Source organism: Mesocryomonas lacus (genome assembly GCF_055730135.2).
Genome location: NZ_JBUZWE020000022.1, coordinates 11,862 through 27,515, shown reverse-complemented (window position 1 = coordinate 27,515; position 15,654 = coordinate 11,862). Strand labels below are relative to the sequence as shown.

Here is a 15,654-nt window from a genome sequence, read left to right as displayed (position 1 = left end):
ACAATCAAAAACGGCACCTTTTTCATTTTTAGGTGGCCTCTGAGCTGACGGACTGCTTGCCACCCATGGCCGCCTTAAGGCCCCCTGCCCCCACGCCAAAGTAGCGCCTGCGGCGTCGTTGGCTTTGTCGACGCGGATGTTCGATAACATAGGCCCCGGCTACGCCGTCGTTGCGCTAGCGTAGGAAGCTGCATTCTTAGATGGTGCAGCGGGTCGATGATCAGCATCGCAAGGGAGAGCGGCAGACCCGCCGCCGTCATCTGATGCTGAACGGAAAATACTTCGCGTTAATGGCATCGTAGCTCCCGTCGGCTGTGATCCGTGCCAAGGCAGTATTCAGCTTTACCCGCAGCTCGTCGTCGGATTTACGGATCGCAATACCAGCTCCGTCACCGAAAAACTTTGAATCGCTTATATCCGCTCCCTTGAACTCACAGCAGCTGCCGGCCTTGGTGTTCGTTAGCCAGTCGTAGATGGCGAGCTTATCTTCGAAGGCGACATCAACGCTCCCGTCGGCTAGGCCCTTGTAAAGATCGGGCGAAGAGGGGAATACCGTCGCTTTCGCGTCGGGAAAGAATTGCGCGACATACGCTGCCTGCACAGTGCCAAGTGTCACACCCATGGTAAGGCCTCCGAGCGAGCTGGAACCAAAATCGGGCAAATCTACATTCTTTCGAACGATAAAGACCGAAGGGCTGGTGTAGTAACTGTCCGTGAACGCGACGAGCTTCTGCCTTTCCTCGCTCTTCGACATTGAAGATACAATTGCATCATATTTGTCTGCGTTCAGGTTTGGGATCATATCCTCCCACTTTTCCGTCACGAACTCGCAGGTGAGCTGCGCAGCGCCGCAAAGCGCCCGGGCAATCTCCACATCGAAACCCTGCAGCCTGTTATCGGCATCCAGATAGTTGAATGGTGGGAAAGTGCCTTCCACTGCTATTTTAGTAGCTCCGCCGTCCTGCGCCGACGCTGTCGCTGATAGACCCACGATCGTCATCCCGGCCACGATCGCGAAGACTGTACTGAGCGGGAGAGTTCCTGAGAGGGCGATGCGCATGTTGACCTTTCCAATCGACGCTCAATGATCCGGTGACAGTCCGATGGCGGATTCGATTACTGACGTGGTGGTCAGCGATAGGATGATCGACCTTGCGGAACTTTCGCATGAGCTCTGAAATGGAAAATAACGTTTATTATGTAAGGCTAAGTAAACATTTTAGGGAGACTGTAGGCCTATTGCGAGAGGCCACCCGTGCGAATTCATCTCCCTGACGCTCTGCCGAGAATGTATCGGGCGTGCATATCCTCTGGCGTCATTCTTTCGCTCATCGCCGGGATAGGCGTCGCTACATTGGGTCTGGTGATCTTGGCAGGGGTCTGGGCAGGCGCCGAAAGCGACGCTGCCGCACTCGAACGCCAACGCGGACTCGTGACGCGTCGCCTGAGCGAACAGGTCGCGCAGGTTTCTGAAGCGATCGAACAGGTCGGCTCGGGATACATGTCCCTCCTGTCATCAAATCTATCTCACCGCACCAGCTCAGATACAGTGGGCTTGGAGATCAACTCGGATCCTGTCGGGCTAGACGCGGCGGAGTCGATCAGCAGCATCGTCGTTGCGGTGTTCGGCTACGACAGGGCATTCGTCGTCGATGGCAACGGACAGCTGGCAATGCGCTCCGATCCGGATACGACAAAGCGCTATCTCTGGATGAAGCCTCTCCTTGCTCCGCTCCTTCAGGATCAGAAGAAAATCGGACAGGCAGGTTCCGATCTGGCTCAGGGTCGCACATCGGTTGACGACCGTCAGCGGGGCGCCTTCGCCGAGCTCATGCGTCTCGAGGGTCGTCCTACGATTGTTGGTATCGCTCCAATATCCCGTCGAACCGGTTCTGGGGTCAATGAGGAGAGCATCCAGCCGGAGGAGAAGCGCTTCTTGATCGCGATCCGCTTTCTCGATGGGGACGTGCTCGATGATCTGAGCCGAGAACAGGGTCTCAACGGAGCTCGGTTCGCGCGTTCGGCTGATCCTGAGGAGAACGAAGTCGCCGTTCAAATTGACGCCGGTGCCACCGGTGAACCCATCGGATTTATCGTCTGGACCCCCGATTTGCCAGGTTCCAGGGTGATCGGCCGTCTACTGCCCGCTCTGTCGGGCGCCGCGCTCGTTATTGTCGTGCTGTTCCTCCTTCTGCTCGTACGGCTCAGGGCAAGTCTCATCGAACTCAAGTTGAGCGAAGCTACAGCTCAGCACCTCGCAAGCCATGATGTTCTGACCGGATTGCCCAACCGAAGCTTCTTCTCAGCTCGCCTCGAAGAATGCCTTGCCAACATGTCGGGCTCCGGTCCGCGTTGGGCCATCGCGCTCATCGATCTCGACCGCTTCAAGGCGGTAAACGACACCTTCGGTCATGCTACAGGTGACGAGCTCATCCGGACAGCTGCGGAGCGGATGCGGAAGATAATTCGTCCGTGCGATACGCTGGCGCGGCTTGGCGGAGACGAGTTTGCCCTTCTTCTACGCGACATCGGGAGCGGCGATGCCCTGCTCGATGCCGTCTCGGGCTCGCTGGTTACCGAACTGAAACGTCCGTTTCACCTCCGATCCGGCGAAGTGGTGGCGCATGTTGGCGGCTCCATCGGCATGACCACGGTCCCTCCATCCGCCGGGAGCGCTAGCGAAATCCTGCGGCACGCCGACGTCGCTCTATACGAAGCCAAGAATCAGGGCCGCGGGAAATCGGTACAGTTCCGGCCGGCTATGGAGGATGGCCGCAATGTCCGTGAGATCTTGAAGAACGATCTCCGTTCCTTGCTGGGCATACAAGCAAGCGGTGATCAGCGCACGATACCGGAGGGCATTCCTTACCGAGCCGAACGCCAGAAATCTGGAACCCTCGAGCTGTATTTTCAGACCATCCATAGTGCTGCCAAGGGTCACAATGCCACTGGCGCGGAAGCGCTGATCCGATGGAATCATCCGAAACACGGCCTGCTCGCCCCAGCTAGCTTCATTCCGCTAGCGGAAGAAGGTGGGATGATCGAAGCGCTCGGATTGTGGGTCCTGCGCGAGGCATGTCGCGCCGCAACGAACTGGTCAGCCGCTACCTTCGTCGCGGTGAACGTCTCACCTCTGCAGTTGCGAGTTCCGGGTTTCGTTGAAGAAGTCGGAAAGGTGCTGCTTGAAGAGGACTTGCTGCCCTCGCGGCTGGAGCTCGAGGTGACAGAATCTGCGCTGATTGCCGATAGCTCCGATGTCGCCGCCACCTTGGAGCGCCTGCGAGAAATAGGAATTCAGATCTCCCTCGACGACTTCGGCACTGGGTATTCTTCTCTAAGCCATTTGATGCAGTTTGGGATCGACCGAATAAAGATCGACCGTTCGTTTGTCTCCTTACTCGACACACGAGCAGACGGAGCAGCAATTGTATCCGCGCTCATCAGCCTTGGGCGAACGCTCGGACTGTCAACGACTGCCGAAGGTGTCGAGACTGAGGCGCAGAGGGATTTCCTCGTCGCCCTCGGTTGCACAGATCTGCAAGGTTACTTGTTCTCGAGGCCTATGCCTCTGAGCTCACTAATGCGAATGTCCGGCTTCGGGCTGACAGAAGGGAAGCTAGCGTCGCCGACCCCGCTGATCCTCTGATTTCGTTTCTCCCTTTGCAAGATGGTCTTTGACCCTAGACCGGCATTAAAGGACGGTCCGCTCTGCCAATCGCCGTTTCCTTCCCAACCGGTTTTGTTACGGCCGCTTGGACTCGACACACAGTTAGAGTGCAAGGCTGAGCTGGCCCTTCGGCGCACAGTTCTGCACATCCATCCGGGAGCGGAATGCGTCCGAGAGGATAGGATCAAGACCAAGATCCTCGCGGATGAGCCCGTGGCGCCATCGCGCCGCAGATCCAGAGTGCGGCCAAGGCGGTCAGTCGACGATTGGGTACCAGCAGATACCCTCGACCCAAGTCTCCCTCTCCTGCGCCCATTCAACCTCCTTCAGCACGTGCTCCAGCCAACGCCGCTTGTCGAACCCAGGAAAGAGCCGCCGCTGCCCGCGGTGCCCATCGTGCCAACTTGTCTCAGCAACGAGGACAGGAAGCTTGTACCGCCGCCAGCTCTTCAGGATTGCTCGGCCGAGCTGTGCCCGTGCAGTGTGCGAGTAAGAGTTGATGCCGACGGTGTCGACGACGCCGGCGGCCACCAGCCTGTCGACCACTGCGAACTGGCGCTCGGCGATCCCATTAATCGGGTCGAACGCAAGCAGCCGCACGTCCCCATGATGATCGCGAGCCACCCGCGCCATGGCGATCGCCATGTCGGCCGCTTCCTCCCAAGGCATTCCAGCCAGCATCGGATAGATCGATGGTTCGTTTACCGGACAAAGGCGCAAAGGCTGCTTGGGATCCGCGGCACGGGCTACGGCAACGGCGTGGGCCACCGGATCCGGTGGCCTGTCGAAGTGGGCAAGGTCCCAGGCGCCAGGCTTTCGCTTCCATGGCAAGGGGACGCACCACGCTCCCCGCCTTCACCCCCGCCAAGGTGTTCGAGAAGAAGGGCCGCCGCTGGCTGGTCCAGACGGCGCAGGGCAAGGGCTGGGTAAGCGATCACATGATCATGGTAGATGGTACGGCCCCTACTCTGTAGAGCTTAGGCCTGCAGCGCTAAGGCCTTCATCATGGCATCTTCCTGAGACTCTGCTTCCTCACGCACCTACCAATCCTTACGACACGAAATGCATCGTGACGGCGAACCCATCGGACGTGCTACCGTCCCGTGCCAGCGGTTTTGTCTGGCTGGAGACGTTACCATGTCGCCGTTCCGAGTTTCGCCCGAGTTCATGGAAATACGCCGTCTGGAGGCGATTGCGCTTGCAGACTCTACCTCCCTCATCAGCGTCAAGAAGAAGCACCTTAGCGCTGCTCTGGCTTGGCAGCTCCTTGCGGATACGTTGTCCGTCGAGATCGAAAAACATGATTTGGCTGTTGTGCCTTTATCGACAAAGCAAGAGCTGCCTCTCGCCTAAAGTTGATGAAATAAACTCCAATCGCTTGCTCTGATTGTCTCAGATGTTGTCTCGTACTCTGATGGCTTTGTAGCCAGGAGGTGACGATCACCCGTGCCCTATTCGATCTGACCCCCGCCCAGATTCACGCTCTGATGCTGCTCGACGATGGGCCGGCGGAGGACTCGGTCGGAAAGGAAATGGAAGATTTTCAGGGCAGCGAGCTTCTGTTCGTCGATCAACTGGAGAAGCTTGGCCTGGTGGAGTCTCAGGCAGGCTGGAGGCTGACGCTATGGTTCAAGCTATCCCCGGCAGGAAGAGCCCTGCTGAGGACCGGACTGCGGTAAAATTTGCTGGACGAATATTCCATCGGATATCAACTCACCGAAGCAGCCACCTGATCCCCCCGGGCGCGGCATTGATTGCGAAGTTGCGATCCAACTGACATTCCAGGCCTTGATTGCCGCTGCCGTGACCGCCGGTTGGAATGAAGCAGAGGTAGCTGAAGCCGTCTTAGAGCTCGCCCACAACCATATCGCCGGCATGCTCGCCGATCAGGGTACAGAGAGACATCGAGGCCGCGGCTCGCTCTATGATGTAGGCCCGCCGCAGGATCATTGCTTCCGACAAGGGACCTTTTCGGAATCCAAGATGACAATGTGAAATGTCCGTTTGGCGTCATTACGCTTTGGAATTTTGACGGTTCCCCTCTGCTATTGCGGCTTCCAATGCGTTCTCTCCAGGCTGGTGCCACTCGTTGGCATACGGAAGGCTCTCGATCGCCTCCTCGACTTCATGCCTAATCCAGATCAGGCGTGTTCCGATCTTCCGTGGCGGCGACGCTTTCCCCTGTGCCACCAGACCATCGAATAGCGATACGCCGATGCCAATGTGGTGCGCCGCGTGAAACCGCGACATTCCGAATGCGGGCGTGCCGTTGATTGGTTTGGCCATTTCCTATCTTTTTAGTCACCCCGCAGATTTGGGGGAAGAGGTAGAGTCGAGGCCGCCGAAATTCGTTGGCCTGAAAATGTCGCGGGCGCGCGCGTGCGACCTATCGAAATGCAGGGTGCGGTATTTGTGAAAACAAGCCGCGCCCTTTTTAATTTTAGGCTCGATGCACTAGGGTCTCTGCGTTACCCAGGGTCGGCCTTTGCGCCGGCTCTTTTTCGTTAATAGCGACCAGCGAAAGGGTCAGCCCCATGACACAGAACGAGTTCAAGACCGGCGACGTCGTCAGCTTTCGCGCTGGCCCGAAGAGCACGTCCGACACCACGGCCAAGGTGACCGGCCGCGACGGCATGTTCCTGGTGACCAAGGACGACGGCGGCAAAGAGCGCAAGGTTCGGCCGGGCGCCTGCCGCAAGGCGGCCTAAGCCACAGCGGATCGGTACCGCCTGCAAGGGTGGTCGCTAAATGGTTCCAGGAGCCATGTCGATGAAAGGCCCGGGTGAATCCAGATCAGAGCGGCTGCTCGCAGCAGAGCCCAGAGGTATCCTGCGAAACGCCTCAGGCAAGTCGGATAATCAGCGGCGGAAATCCCGCGTGGGCCGCTACCCTCCGGGTCCGATGACGGTGCGCTCTGAGTCCTTTGCAGAAAGTGCAAACAAAGGCCCCGGCGAATGATCGCTCGGGCCCTTCTTTATCTCCGGGCAGCAGAGCGCGGGATGCTCCTCCGGTCGTTCTGAACGGCATAGAGGACACGCTTTTGCCAATCCGCGGCATTCATCAGATCGACGACTGTGGCCGCTTCCTCAACTTCCATCCCGTCCATGGTCATGCCGCCGAAGACCGCAGGCATGCCGGTGAAGATGTCGGTGGCTGCCCACGTCATCCCGTCTTCGCTCTCGGTCAGACTGTAGCGGTCGTAGCTCATCTTCTGCTTCTCCTCTTGAAGCACAGAACGAGATCCGAGACGGTTCGGTTTGCGATTTTGGTTCCCGGCTAAGAGTTTAAGTCGGCTTTTAGGACTTCTGCTGAGACGAGTAAGATTCACGACGACAAAACTCGGTACGGTGAGGACCGCTGATCAGCACGGACAGTTTCGATCGCATCAGGCGAGTAGCCGAACTTCTCAGCGATTTCCGGATTGTCTGCTCCAATCTCGATCATCGCCTCGATGATCCCAACGTCCGTCTCCGAGACCGCGGGTCTCCCGCCAAAGGCGACGTTAATTCGTTCGATAATGACTGACACTTGTTTCCAATTCGGGCCTGTTTCGCGCGAACAACGCACTGAGCCCTTAAAAGTTTGCCTAGTGTGGCCGTATAGTTAACGCGCTTTTAACAAGCCGGTGATGGACATCGGAGGTAGCCAGCATGATCACCATCGCTCTTTTGGCCTGCCTCTCCGCATACCCTGCAGCCAGCCGCCGGCACTGACGCCAGCCATACCGACGATCGGCATGCCCTAGGGCTACGAGCACGGGAACAGGAAGGCAAAGCGGTGGGATAGGAAGCTCGGGCGGTAATTGGGAAGTGCCCGAAGAACCAAGAGGGCGGACTGACCGCCAAAAGCGACTTCCTCACCTGGAGCGAGCGCGACGAAATCAGGAAGGCGGTATTCGACCGCGACCCGCCAATCTGCGTCTGGTGCCACTGCCGGCCCGGCGACCACCGATCCCCGAACTACTACAGCACCGACCACGTGACCTCACGGCGAGAGGGCGGGCCATACCATGCTGACAACCTCGTGCTCTCCTGCCAGCCCTGCAATCACGAGCGAGGCAGCGATACATTCATCTGCTTCCTCGCTCGCAGGCAGGCGGCCAAGCAGCGCGACACCGATTGCCATCCACTATCACGACCAGGACGCAGCTAATCGCGCCTCGCAAGCCGAGCTTGGTGATAATAAACAGGCAGTGGGATGACGTACGTCAGATTGCCAAAGAGCTTTGTGCAATCCGCGCATATACCGCCTCATATTTCTCTTCGACATCGAAAAATTTCAGTCCGTACATTTCCCCGGTAACAGTGAATACAGCCCTGCCGCCATGACCCGATTTTATAGAAATCACATGATCCAGGTTCACAGTGATTGGTTCTCCACCTCTAGTCAGCTGAATCCACATCCGGCCACTCCTCAATTTTAGTTAGCGCACACAACCATGCCCTGCACACCCTGCCAAGACCGCCGCGCGATACTAGCTGCAGCAAAGGTCAAGTGTGGGATCACAGGAACGGTAAGGGCTCTACCCGCCGTTGGGTGGCACGTCTTCCGCCAGATCAGCGCAAAACCAACCCAAGGGGCTGTTCAGAACACCGAGCAGAATTGAGCCTTACCGCCATCAGCTCTTGGAGCGGGCAAGAGACCATGGTCGTCATCAATGGCGACGCTCCGTCGGCTAGCCGGCCGACGTGCTAGCTTGCCGCTCGGCGCCTAGCCCGCGCTGTCGCAGGATAAGTCCCTTGATAGCTTGGCGCATACCGCCGGCCATAGCGATGGCTTCGTCCGCCTCAAGATGCAGCGGATCGATTTCGGCTGTGTACGGGGCTGGTCGGGCCATGGTACGCCTCCTGATTCTGCGATCCATAATCGCACCATGACAGCTGGACGTGAAGACGAAGTTCCTATGTTGTTCATCTGGCGTTGCGAGGGCAGTTGGATGGTTTAAGGGATCAAAAGTTTCGCGGATGGCTTGCGGAAGGGCCTCGGCATTGTCGTAAAGTGCGGGCCTTGCGGCAAGTCGATCACCTACCGAGCATTGGACTTCCAAGGCGTGCTTAAGCCGGGCGACGACATCGAGGATCGTGTTTGGCGCTGTCGACACTGCGGCACGCGCAGCGACTGAATCCGCTACGTGCCGCTCGAAGGCCGGGAGCGCGAGAGCTTGGCGCAGTGGGCGCCAGGGCGCGGCTGATTACAGGCATGTGAACCTTCGCAGCTCAAACGCCGTTGGTTTTGCGGACCAAGTAAATCCGCCTAAAACCGCGGATGGAGTGACTGCAATGGCAGACGACAAAATCAAACCCGGCGCCGCTGATCGCAGCAAGGTTGCCGGTGGCGAGGGTTATGAAGTGAGCTACTTCGCCAAAAAGCACGGCATACCAAAAGACGACGCTCAGAATCTGATAAAGAATGTTGGCAACGATCGTGCGAAGCTCAATGCAGCTGCCGAAAAGATCAAGTAATAGCGCCCGATACGAAGGAGGAAACGATGGCTGAAGAGATGATCGAAACCTGGGAGGCCGAGGCAACGCAGATGCGCGGCCGTGACCTAAATGGGGAGGAAAAGGCCGCGATCGCTGAAGAAATCTTGAAGGGAAATCTTCGGCCGGCTCTGGAGAAGCGATCGCGCAAGCATGCCATTAGGCGAGCTATTGATAGCGTTAAACCGGACAAGCGCAGCAGCGAGCGATCGACCTAGGTCTTTTCGGGACGCTCAAACATAGCGTCTGCATCGGCTGCTTCCCGAATTCCTTTGAAGGAGGCGTGCCGCAGCTTCCCGTCATTCGTCCAGTCACGAAACTCAACCTCGGCAACGAGCGCGGGCCGGGCGAACACCAGCTTCTTGCCCGTCACCGACGCCGCGGGCGTTGTCATCCTCATATTATCGAGTTGCACCTTCAGATCTCGCGCCACCTGGTCCTTGAAGCCCGTTCCGACTTGGCCAACGAATACGAGCTCGTTCCCTCGCCTGGCCGCCAGCAGAAGGCTGGCGATCGCGCCGCGCATTGCAGTCGACGGCTTATAGCCGATGACGACGAAGCTCTCGCTTTGGATTCACTTGATCTTCAGCCAGTCGCCGAGCCGGCCGGGCCGGTAGGGCCGATCCCGATGCTTGACGATGATGCCCTCGAGCCCGTGCTGGCATGCCGTCTTTAGCAGCGCCGCTCCATCCGCATCGATCTCCTCCGACAAGCGAACTGCGCCCGACTGCCCGGCTAGAAGATCCTCGAGGAGATGCCGGCGTTCGGCCTGCGCCATGCGAGTAATGTTCATGCCGTCGATGTAGAGGAGATTGAAGGCGTAGAGGATCGCGTCGCCGGACATCTTCTTTCCGCCGCGGCCGCCCAACGACTGCTGAAGGGCGCCGAAGTCCGATCGGCCCTGCTCGTCGAAAACAACCGCCTCCCCGTCCAGGATCAGCGTGGAAACGTCCAGAGCCTTCGCCGCCGCCGCAATGCCGGGAAAACGATGCGTCCAGTCGTGGCCGCCACGGGTCAGGATCCGGACGCCTCCCGGCTCGATGTGAACGGCCAGACGGTAGCCGTCTCAATTTACTTCAAAGGACCAATCCGAGCCGGTTGGAGGCCTCGACGCAAGAAGGGCAAGGCAGGGCTCTATGCGGGCCGGCATCGGATCGAACGGGAGTTGCGGCTGCCGCGCATCGCGCACCGGAGGCGCGGGGCCGCGGATCGGTGCCTCGACTTTGGTGCGGAGCTGCTGAGGGCGAGGCCTGCAAGGTAACTTGGCCATCCCGGCATTGAGCCGGAAGAATGATTAAACCGCGGTTTGCTCCTAGCCAGACCAGATCGCCGGCTAGCGGAGCCGGACGCCCGTTCCGCCGCCGATCTCCGTGATGAACTGAACGCCGGCGGTTTCGACGGCTCTTCGAAGAGCCTCCACGTTCGCCTCATTAGGTGCGAGCTTGCCGTCCTCGTAGTTCCTGATAGCCGAAACATCGGCACCCGATGCGTCGGCGAGCGTCAGCTGCGACCATTGAAGGAGAGAACGGGCGGCCGAGCATTCGGCTGGTGTCATCATGTCAGGAGGCTAGCCTGCCAGTTTGAGGGCTGCAACGGTCAACGCCGACTAAATTCAAAAGCCACAGACACAAGAAACAAAATCAAAGCTAGAAAATACATCGGCAGACGGCGGCATACTGCTTTTAGCTGGGCATCGGCTACACTCATTCCTGGATTTTTTTGCAAGATATTTTTTATATCTGGATTGAATGACACTGAACGGCTCCGAGTTTCATAGCGCAGCCTTTACCGAGGATGGAATGAATAGTAAGTGGAATTTGGTATCTCGGCACTGATCAATGCAACCTTCCGCCCGGCACCGACTGCCTCTCTCCGCTAACCGGCATTCGTCCATGTGGTCCACTATTACCGGTACCATGCAGGTGGTTCTTCATGCGGTTTATCAAGAGACGTAAGAGGTATAATCGCTAAATGGCGAATATGAAACCGCAGCCCGGCCAGCGCGCTTTCGTGGCATTTCGGAACCTCGCCGTTATGCTGGCCGTCGTCATCATAGGCGGCTGGGCGCTGCTTGCCGGACCTGCTGCATACGACTGCTATCGACGCGGATTTGCGATCATATGGAATCCGCTGCCGTCAGGCTGCTTGATGGATGCGTCGCGGGGATTGCCGAAGCCGAGGTGATGAGTGTCTTGCTCACCCGTTCTTAACTGCCGTCTACACTCATGTGGGGATGCGAAAGTTCCCGAAGTCTTCGCGCCGGCGCCTGGCTTTTAAGGCGACAGTAATAGCCTGGATCGTCGGCAGTGCGGTTAACAGCTCTGCGCTGCTTGTGTTTTCGCAGTCGGGGACGGTTTGGAAGGCATCTTCCAAGCGGTTCTTGTCGCTATTTCGCTCTACACGCATATGCTGCTGCTGTCCGTGATACCCGTGCTGCTCGTCTCGCTGCTTACATATTCTGCAGTTGGATGGATGCTGGAAACCCGCTTGCGGTTTACAAGTATCGCCAGTCTAGTCGTATTCCCGTCCTCCGCGATTACGATGCTGCTAACGCTATTGCTTCTACCTTTCAGCATTGGATTGGTCGTGGGGCTACTGTATCTTGTCTTGGCTTCGCTTCCCTACTCGCTCTGCACGGCCTATGTGATAGCGCGATCTCCGACACTACGAGTTCAGCAAAATTCCGAGTAGCGGCGACACGATCAGCAGCACGGAGATCATCGTGAACATTGCAGATCCTGCTTTTTTCGGCATCAGCAGGTGAAGGCTTCTTGCAGCGACGCCGATCACGACCCCCGCCGCGATGAATATGGCTGCGGTGATGCCGAGCCACCCGACATCAGACTCCACTCGTTCGGATGCTGACACGAGAAATGCCGAGGCAGCCAGGGTTGAGATCGCCGCGATCATGAGCCAGCCCCAGCTTCGCATCGCGAAGACCAATCCCGCCGACATGACGTACAGCAGCGGAAGGTAGGTCAGCCAGTTTCTCAGCACGGCTTCTCCAATCGGGACGAAGTTTCCAGAGCACAATCCGCCTTACGCTAAGGGCCTTCGCGATAGCCGTGGGGCCCTCACCCTCTACTGCGATCTTGCGGACGATCCAGCAGGCAATGTCGTCGCCTCGTACGTGCGGTAGGCGACGGAAGCATTGACCGCCATTACGCGGGTCTGTTCATTTTCCTTGAAGAACTATCGCTCCATCACGCTGATCCCGCGGGGCAACTTGGCACGTCCGGATGATGTCGCGTCCGGAACCCTGTTCTACTCTGTGACTAGGCGAACTTCCTAATCGGTACGAAATTTTGGCTAAATGACGGTATGTACGGATCTAACTACAGTCACGCACTATCTTCCGCGTCTAATCATCGAGTTGGAACGCGGAATGTCTTCTTTCCAGCTTTTAAATTTAGTCGGCGCCGAGTAGGCAGCCGTCCCAAGCGGGTCGGCCGCTATCGACCCATGAACGCCGTTCGATCGCGCAAAGAACACTCCCGAGAGCGGACATTCGCTACCTCTCTAAAGTAAGTTGTAGCAGAGGCCTTTGACGGCGTGCCCTGGTCATAGGCGGCCCCGTCGTGTTGCACGGTAATTGCCGCATCCTCGCCGCAGCCGTTATGCGGGCAGGAGACCAGCGTCGCGATATCCATGGATCAATGCGTCGAACACGGAAATATCCGAACGGCTGCGGGCCATGAGCTGGGCGCCGGCAACGGCCGCGAATATGGCACGAGCGCGCTTCTCGCATGTGACGTCGTCCATGTCGGTCGCTGCGGACAGGACCTTCGCCAGCCACGCCACGTTGATCTCGGCAAAAGTTAGGACCTCCTGTTTCACCGGATCCGGCAGGTCGTCGTGCTCGGCTGACATGAAGCTACACAGACAGATGCGGTTGCCGTTCTCGAGCGAGATGCGGAACGTGTTGGGATACTCCCGGAGGGCGCCGGCGGGGTCCGCTTCCCCATCCCACAAAGCCTCGAGAACCGTCTGCGAGTCCTCCCAGTAGCGCTTGGCCACGGCCGCACCGAGGTCGGCCTTCGTCGGGAAGTGGTAGTGGATACTCGCTCCTTTGATGCCGACCTCGGCCGCAAGCTCCCGGAAGTTCAGGCCACCGTAGCCATGCGACTGCGCCGCACGCTTGGCGGCCGCTAGAATGTCTTCCTTCATTTTCGAGCTCATTTCCCGGCGCTCCCCATTTATCTACCAAGTGATAGATAGACGTTGAAGACGATTTAGTGAAGGGCTAGAGGTTGCCTATCAAGTGATAGGCAGGGGATTATAACATGACGCTTCAGATTACACGTTTCGACGCAACCAAGCTCGCGGAGCTCATCCGAACCCGCGAGATCTCGCCCGTCGAGGTCATGCAGGCGCACCTCGATCGCATCGAAGCCGTCTACCCGACCAACAACGCGATCGTGACGGTCGCTGAACGCGCTCTCGACTTAGCCAAGGCTGCGGAAGCGGCTGTGTTGGCCGGCGAGGATCTTGGCCCGTTGCACGGCGTTCCCTTCACCGTGAAGGACTCGATCGACACCGCCGGGGTCCTGACGCAACGCGGCTCGCCGATCTTCCGCGAGCGGACACCAGAACGCGATGCCACGAGCGTCGCCCGCATGAAGCAGGCCGGCGGCATTCTTCTCGCGAAGACCAACTTGCCCGAGTTCTCCTACTGGATCGAGAGCGACAATCTCCTGTCCGGTCGCTCGAACAACCCGTGGGACATGACCCGCACGCCGGGCGGTTCGAGCGGCGGCGAGTCGGCCGCGATCGCGGCGGGCATGTCGCCGCTTGGCCTCGGCACCGACCTTGCGATCTCCGTCCGCGGCCCGGCCGCTCAGACCGGGATCACCTCTATGAAGGCGACGCATGGCCGCGTGCCGATGACCGGAATCTGGCCGCGTGCGCCACGCCGCTTCTGGCATGTTGGGCCGATGGCGCGTTCGGTGCGTGACGTCGCGCTGGCCTTCTCGCAACTCGCCGGGCCGGACGGCGAGGATGCATTCGCGACCATCACGAGTCGGTTCGATGCAGGCATTGAACCCAATCCGGACCGCCCGCTCCGCGTCGGCTGGATGGTCGGTCCCGGCTTCGGTCCCGTCGACCTTGAGGTCGCGGCGACCGTCAAGGCCGCAGCGGACTCCCTGAAGGATCTTGGCGTCCATGTCGAGCACGTGGGCATCCCGGCACTGGAGCGCGACTTCGCCCTCGACGTGTTCTACCGCCTTCATGTCATGGAGATGAAGCCCGCGTTCCGAGAAGCGACGAGAGGCCACGAAGGCGAGATGTACAAGATGTCGAAGACTATGCTGTCCCTACCGGACACGTCGATGGCCGACTTCGTCGACGCCGAGCAGGCGGCAGAACGGCTGCGCGACGGCTACGCAGACTACTTCTCTCGCTACGATGCCCTGATTACCCATGTACTGCCGATCCCGGCGCACAAACACGGGGTCGAGGAGTTCACCATCGACGGCCAGACGGTGGACGCAACCTACCTGCAAGGCGCGACCGTTCCTCTCAACGTCACAGGGCTTCCCGGCCTCGCGATGCGGTTCGGGACAAGTCGGGAAGGCCTCCCGATCAACGTGCAGATCGTCGGAGCTTGGCAGGCGGAGTCCACGATCCTACACGTGGCTTCGCTTCTGGAGAGCGTCAGCCCGGTTCGGGACTTATTCCCGGACATCTGAACCCGAAGAGCGCGCGGTGCCCCGCAATGGGCGCCGCCGTTGCCACTCCAGAGGAAAAGACGAACATGAACGTCTTTCTGATAGGGATCCGCGGGGGCGCGGCCGATCAACGAGGCCGTGCCTTCGAGGGAGGGACTGGCCTCCCGTGCCCTGAATGGCATTGAAATGACTATCATGCGACGCACTGAGTCTGCGCCCGTAAGATCTCGTCGAGTTCAACCACCAAACATGGTCTCTGCCTCGGGGCTTGGTGCCGCGAGTTCCTTCGCTAGCGCTATGATGAAGGAGCGGAGCCAGCGATGGGCAGCATCGTTTCGGTAACGAACATGCCAGCCCAGCTCCACCGGGAATATGCCGAGGTCGACAGGCGCCGGAAGGACCTTCAACCTCGCATCCCTCGAAAGGTGACGGCAGACCAAGAGCGGCAGGGTCGCGCAGTAATCGGTCACGGCGACGATCTCCGGGACGGCAAGGAAGTGGGTGACGGACACCGCGACGTCGCGCCGGACGCCCTTCCGCTCCAGCACCTGGTATAGGCCCGCCCGCATGCGGCCGGGCGGAAGCACGTTGACGTGCTGGAGGCTCTCGTAGAGCTCTTGCGTAAGCTCCTCCCCGACCAGCGGATGATCAGCCCGCACATGCACTACCTCGGAATGTCGGCCCTCCGGGGATGTGTCCTCTCCCACTCACCAACCACGACCGGACTCTCGACGATCCTGGGCATCGGGATCTTGGCGACTGCCTTTTCGATCCCGGGGTTCGGTCGCTCGAAGTGGTCGTTCTCGTTGCTGTTCGTCCTCGCTCTCTGCGCCGTCCA

General features: G+C 59.0%; 19 protein-coding genes and 2 pseudogenes. 10 read left to right on the top strand and 11 right to left on the bottom strand.

The genetic code is table 11. The features are described 5' to 3' along the window. Positions 1-256: 256 nt before the first annotated feature. A complete protein-coding gene (locus ACZLZY_RS23975; protein WP_472936558.1) occupies positions 257-1,075 on the bottom strand; it encodes an ABC transporter substrate-binding protein in 819 nt (272 codons plus the stop codon). Positions 1,076-1,255: 180 nt separating this feature from the next. Between ACZLZY_RS23975 and ACZLZY_RS23970 the strand changes: the two genes are divergently transcribed. After that, positions 1,256-3,646, top strand: coding sequence for a putative bifunctional diguanylate cyclase/phosphodiesterase (locus ACZLZY_RS23970; protein ID WP_472936554.1), 2,391 nt, complete (start codon positions 1,256-1,258; stop codon positions 3,644-3,646). Between the two features lie 276 nt (positions 3,647-3,922). On the opposite strand, the gene ACZLZY_RS23965 is transcribed toward ACZLZY_RS23970, so the two are convergent. Beyond that, entirely contained in the window at positions 3,923-4,312 is a 390-nt protein-coding gene (locus tag ACZLZY_RS23965) for a hypothetical protein (protein ID WP_472936553.1), read from the bottom strand. Positions 4,313-4,491: 179 nt separating this feature from the next. Here ACZLZY_RS23965 and ACZLZY_RS23960 point away from each other — a divergent pair, with 179 nt between their 5' ends. The 3 genes from ACZLZY_RS23960 to ACZLZY_RS23950 all read left to right on the top strand — a co-directional run bounded on the left by ACZLZY_RS23960 (position 4,492) and on the right by ACZLZY_RS23950 (position 5,346). Beyond that, positions 4,492-4,641 carry a hypothetical protein gene (locus ACZLZY_RS23960; protein WP_472936552.1) on the top strand — a complete coding sequence of 50 codons (150 nt, stop codon included), beginning with the start codon at positions 4,492-4,494 and terminating at the stop codon, positions 4,639-4,641. Between the two features lie 163 nt (positions 4,642-4,804). Continuing rightward, positions 4,805-5,020: a hypothetical protein gene (locus ACZLZY_RS23955; RefSeq protein WP_472936551.1), complete on the top strand. Its 216-nt coding sequence runs from the start codon at positions 4,805-4,807 to the stop codon at positions 5,018-5,020. Positions 5,021-5,100: 80 nt separating this feature from the next. Continuing rightward, a complete protein-coding gene (locus ACZLZY_RS23950; RefSeq protein WP_496253605.1) occupies positions 5,101-5,346 on the top strand; it encodes a hypothetical protein in 246 nt (81 codons plus the stop codon). Positions 5,347-5,680: 334 nt separating this feature from the next. Here the strand turns inward: ACZLZY_RS23950 and ACZLZY_RS23945 are convergent, their stop codons facing one another. Beyond that, complete coding sequence (locus ACZLZY_RS23945; protein ID WP_472936549.1) at positions 5,681-5,953, bottom strand: helix-turn-helix transcriptional regulator; 273 nt, start codon at positions 5,951-5,953, stop codon at positions 5,681-5,683. Positions 5,954-6,201: 248 nt separating this feature from the next. Here ACZLZY_RS23945 and ACZLZY_RS23940 point away from each other — a divergent pair, with 248 nt between their 5' ends. Then, complete coding sequence (locus ACZLZY_RS23940) at positions 6,202-6,375, top strand: hypothetical protein (protein ID WP_472936548.1); 174 nt, start codon at positions 6,202-6,204, stop codon at positions 6,373-6,375. Positions 6,376-6,641: 266 nt separating this feature from the next. Here ACZLZY_RS23940 and ACZLZY_RS23935 read toward each other — a convergent pair whose 3' ends face one another. Continuing rightward, entirely contained in the window at positions 6,642-6,875 is a 234-nt protein-coding gene (locus ACZLZY_RS23935; RefSeq protein ID WP_472936547.1) for a hypothetical protein, read from the bottom strand. Positions 6,876-7,468: 593 nt separating this feature from the next. Between ACZLZY_RS23935 and ACZLZY_RS23930 the strand changes: the two genes are divergently transcribed. Further along, the gene (locus ACZLZY_RS23930; protein ID WP_472936557.1) at positions 7,469-7,819 is read left to right on the top strand and encodes an HNH endonuclease; all 351 of its coding nucleotides are present in this window, start codon (positions 7,469-7,471) and stop codon (positions 7,817-7,819) included. Positions 7,820-7,874: 55 nt separating this feature from the next. On the opposite strand, the gene ACZLZY_RS23925 is transcribed toward ACZLZY_RS23930, so the two are convergent. Further along, positions 7,875-8,069, bottom strand: coding sequence for a hypothetical protein (locus ACZLZY_RS23925; protein WP_472936546.1), 195 nt, complete (start codon positions 8,067-8,069; stop codon positions 7,875-7,877). Positions 8,070-8,946: 877 nt separating this feature from the next. On the opposite strand from ACZLZY_RS23925, the gene ACZLZY_RS23920 reads away from it, so the two are divergent. Together ACZLZY_RS23920 and ACZLZY_RS23915 are read left to right on the top strand one after the other, a co-directional pair. Then, the gene (locus tag ACZLZY_RS23920; RefSeq protein ID WP_472936545.1) at positions 8,947-9,129 is read left to right on the top strand and encodes a DUF3606 domain-containing protein; all 183 of its coding nucleotides are present in this window, start codon (positions 8,947-8,949) and stop codon (positions 9,127-9,129) included. Positions 9,130-9,155: 26 nt separating this feature from the next. Then, positions 9,156-9,365, top strand: a complete 210-nt coding sequence (locus ACZLZY_RS23915) for a hypothetical protein (RefSeq protein ID WP_472936544.1) — start codon at positions 9,156-9,158, stop codon at positions 9,363-9,365. On the opposite strand, the pseudogene ligD reads toward ACZLZY_RS23915, so the two are convergent. The 5 genes and pseudogenes from ligD to ACZLZY_RS23890 all read right to left on the bottom strand — a co-directional run bounded on the left by ligD (position 9,362) and on the right by ACZLZY_RS23890 (position 13,326). After that, positions 9,362-10,417: pseudogene (gene ligD, locus ACZLZY_RS23910) on the bottom strand (non-homologous end-joining DNA ligase). The gene ACZLZY_RS23915 and the pseudogene ligD overlap by 4 nt on opposite strands. 63 nt (positions 10,418-10,480) lie before the next feature. Continuing rightward, positions 10,481-10,705 (bottom strand): helix-turn-helix domain-containing protein, encoded by a 225-nt coding sequence (locus ACZLZY_RS23905; protein ID WP_472936543.1) that lies wholly within the window; start codon positions 10,703-10,705, stop codon positions 10,481-10,483. Positions 10,706-10,743: 38 nt separating this feature from the next. Next, positions 10,744-10,902, bottom strand: coding sequence for a hypothetical protein (locus ACZLZY_RS23900; RefSeq protein ID WP_472936542.1), 159 nt, complete (start codon positions 10,900-10,902; stop codon positions 10,744-10,746). 909 nt (positions 10,903-11,811) lie between these two features. After that, positions 11,812-12,144, bottom strand: coding sequence for a hypothetical protein (locus tag ACZLZY_RS23895; protein ID WP_472936541.1), 333 nt, complete (start codon positions 12,142-12,144; stop codon positions 11,812-11,814). A 618-nt stretch (positions 12,145-12,762) separates the two neighbouring features. Next, positions 12,763-13,326 (bottom strand): TetR/AcrR family transcriptional regulator, encoded by a 564-nt coding sequence (locus tag ACZLZY_RS23890; protein WP_472936540.1) that lies wholly within the window; start codon positions 13,324-13,326, stop codon positions 12,763-12,765. Positions 13,327-13,430: 104 nt separating this feature from the next. Here ACZLZY_RS23890 and ACZLZY_RS23885 point away from each other — a divergent pair, with 104 nt between their 5' ends. Next, entirely contained in the window at positions 13,431-14,837 is a 1,407-nt protein-coding gene (locus tag ACZLZY_RS23885) for an amidase (RefSeq protein ID WP_472936539.1), read from the top strand. Positions 14,838-15,052: 215 nt separating this feature from the next. On the opposite strand, the gene ACZLZY_RS23880 is transcribed toward ACZLZY_RS23885, so the two are convergent. Next, on the bottom strand, positions 15,053-15,523 hold the full coding sequence (locus tag ACZLZY_RS23880; protein WP_472936538.1) for a LysR substrate-binding domain-containing protein: 471 nt from the start codon (positions 15,521-15,523) through the stop codon (positions 15,053-15,055). Between ACZLZY_RS23880 and ACZLZY_RS23875 the strand changes: the two are divergent. Beyond that, a pseudogene (locus tag ACZLZY_RS23875) lies at positions 15,461-15,601 on the top strand (MHYT domain-containing protein); the annotation flags it as partial. The gene ACZLZY_RS23880 and the pseudogene ACZLZY_RS23875 overlap by 63 nt on opposite strands. Between the last annotated feature and the right edge of the window lie 53 nt (positions 15,602-15,654).

Bases quoted from the DNA above. Each gene is read 5' to 3' on its own strand.
- ACZLZY_RS23920 (WP_472936545.1), top strand. From the start codon at position 8,947: ATGGCAGACGACAAAATCAAACCCGGCGCCGCTGATCGCAGCAAGGTT.
- ACZLZY_RS23935 (WP_472936547.1), bottom strand. From the start codon at position 6,875: ATGAGCTACGACCGCTACAGTCTGACCGAGAGCGAAGACGGGATGACG.
- ACZLZY_RS23940 (WP_472936548.1), top strand. From the start codon at position 6,202: ATGACACAGAACGAGTTCAAGACCGGCGACGTCGTCAGCTTTCGCGCT.
- ACZLZY_RS23965 (WP_472936553.1), bottom strand. From the start codon at position 4,312: ATGGCGATCGCCATGGCGCGGGTGGCTCGCGATCATCATGGGGACGTG.
- ACZLZY_RS23885 (WP_472936539.1), top strand. From the start codon at position 13,431: ATGACGCTTCAGATTACACGTTTCGACGCAACCAAGCTCGCGGAGCTC.
- ACZLZY_RS23905 (WP_472936543.1), bottom strand. From the start codon at position 10,705: ATGATGACACCAGCCGAATGCTCGGCCGCCCGTTCTCTCCTTCAATGG.
- ACZLZY_RS23890 (WP_472936540.1), bottom strand. From the start codon at position 13,326: ATGAGCTCGAAAATGAAGGAAGACATTCTAGCGGCCGCCAAGCGTGCG.
- ACZLZY_RS23915 (WP_472936544.1), top strand. From the start codon at position 9,156: ATGGCTGAAGAGATGATCGAAACCTGGGAGGCCGAGGCAACGCAGATG.
- ACZLZY_RS23925 (WP_472936546.1), bottom strand. From the start codon at position 8,069: ATGTGGATTCAGCTGACTAGAGGTGGAGAACCAATCACTGTGAACCTG.
- ACZLZY_RS23945 (WP_472936549.1), bottom strand. From the start codon at position 5,953: ATGGCCAAACCAATCAACGGCACGCCCGCATTCGGAATGTCGCGGTTT.
- ACZLZY_RS23955 (WP_472936551.1), top strand. From the start codon at position 4,805: ATGTCGCCGTTCCGAGTTTCGCCCGAGTTCATGGAAATACGCCGTCTG.
- ACZLZY_RS23960 (WP_472936552.1), top strand. From the start codon at position 4,492: ATGGCAAGGGGACGCACCACGCTCCCCGCCTTCACCCCCGCCAAGGTG.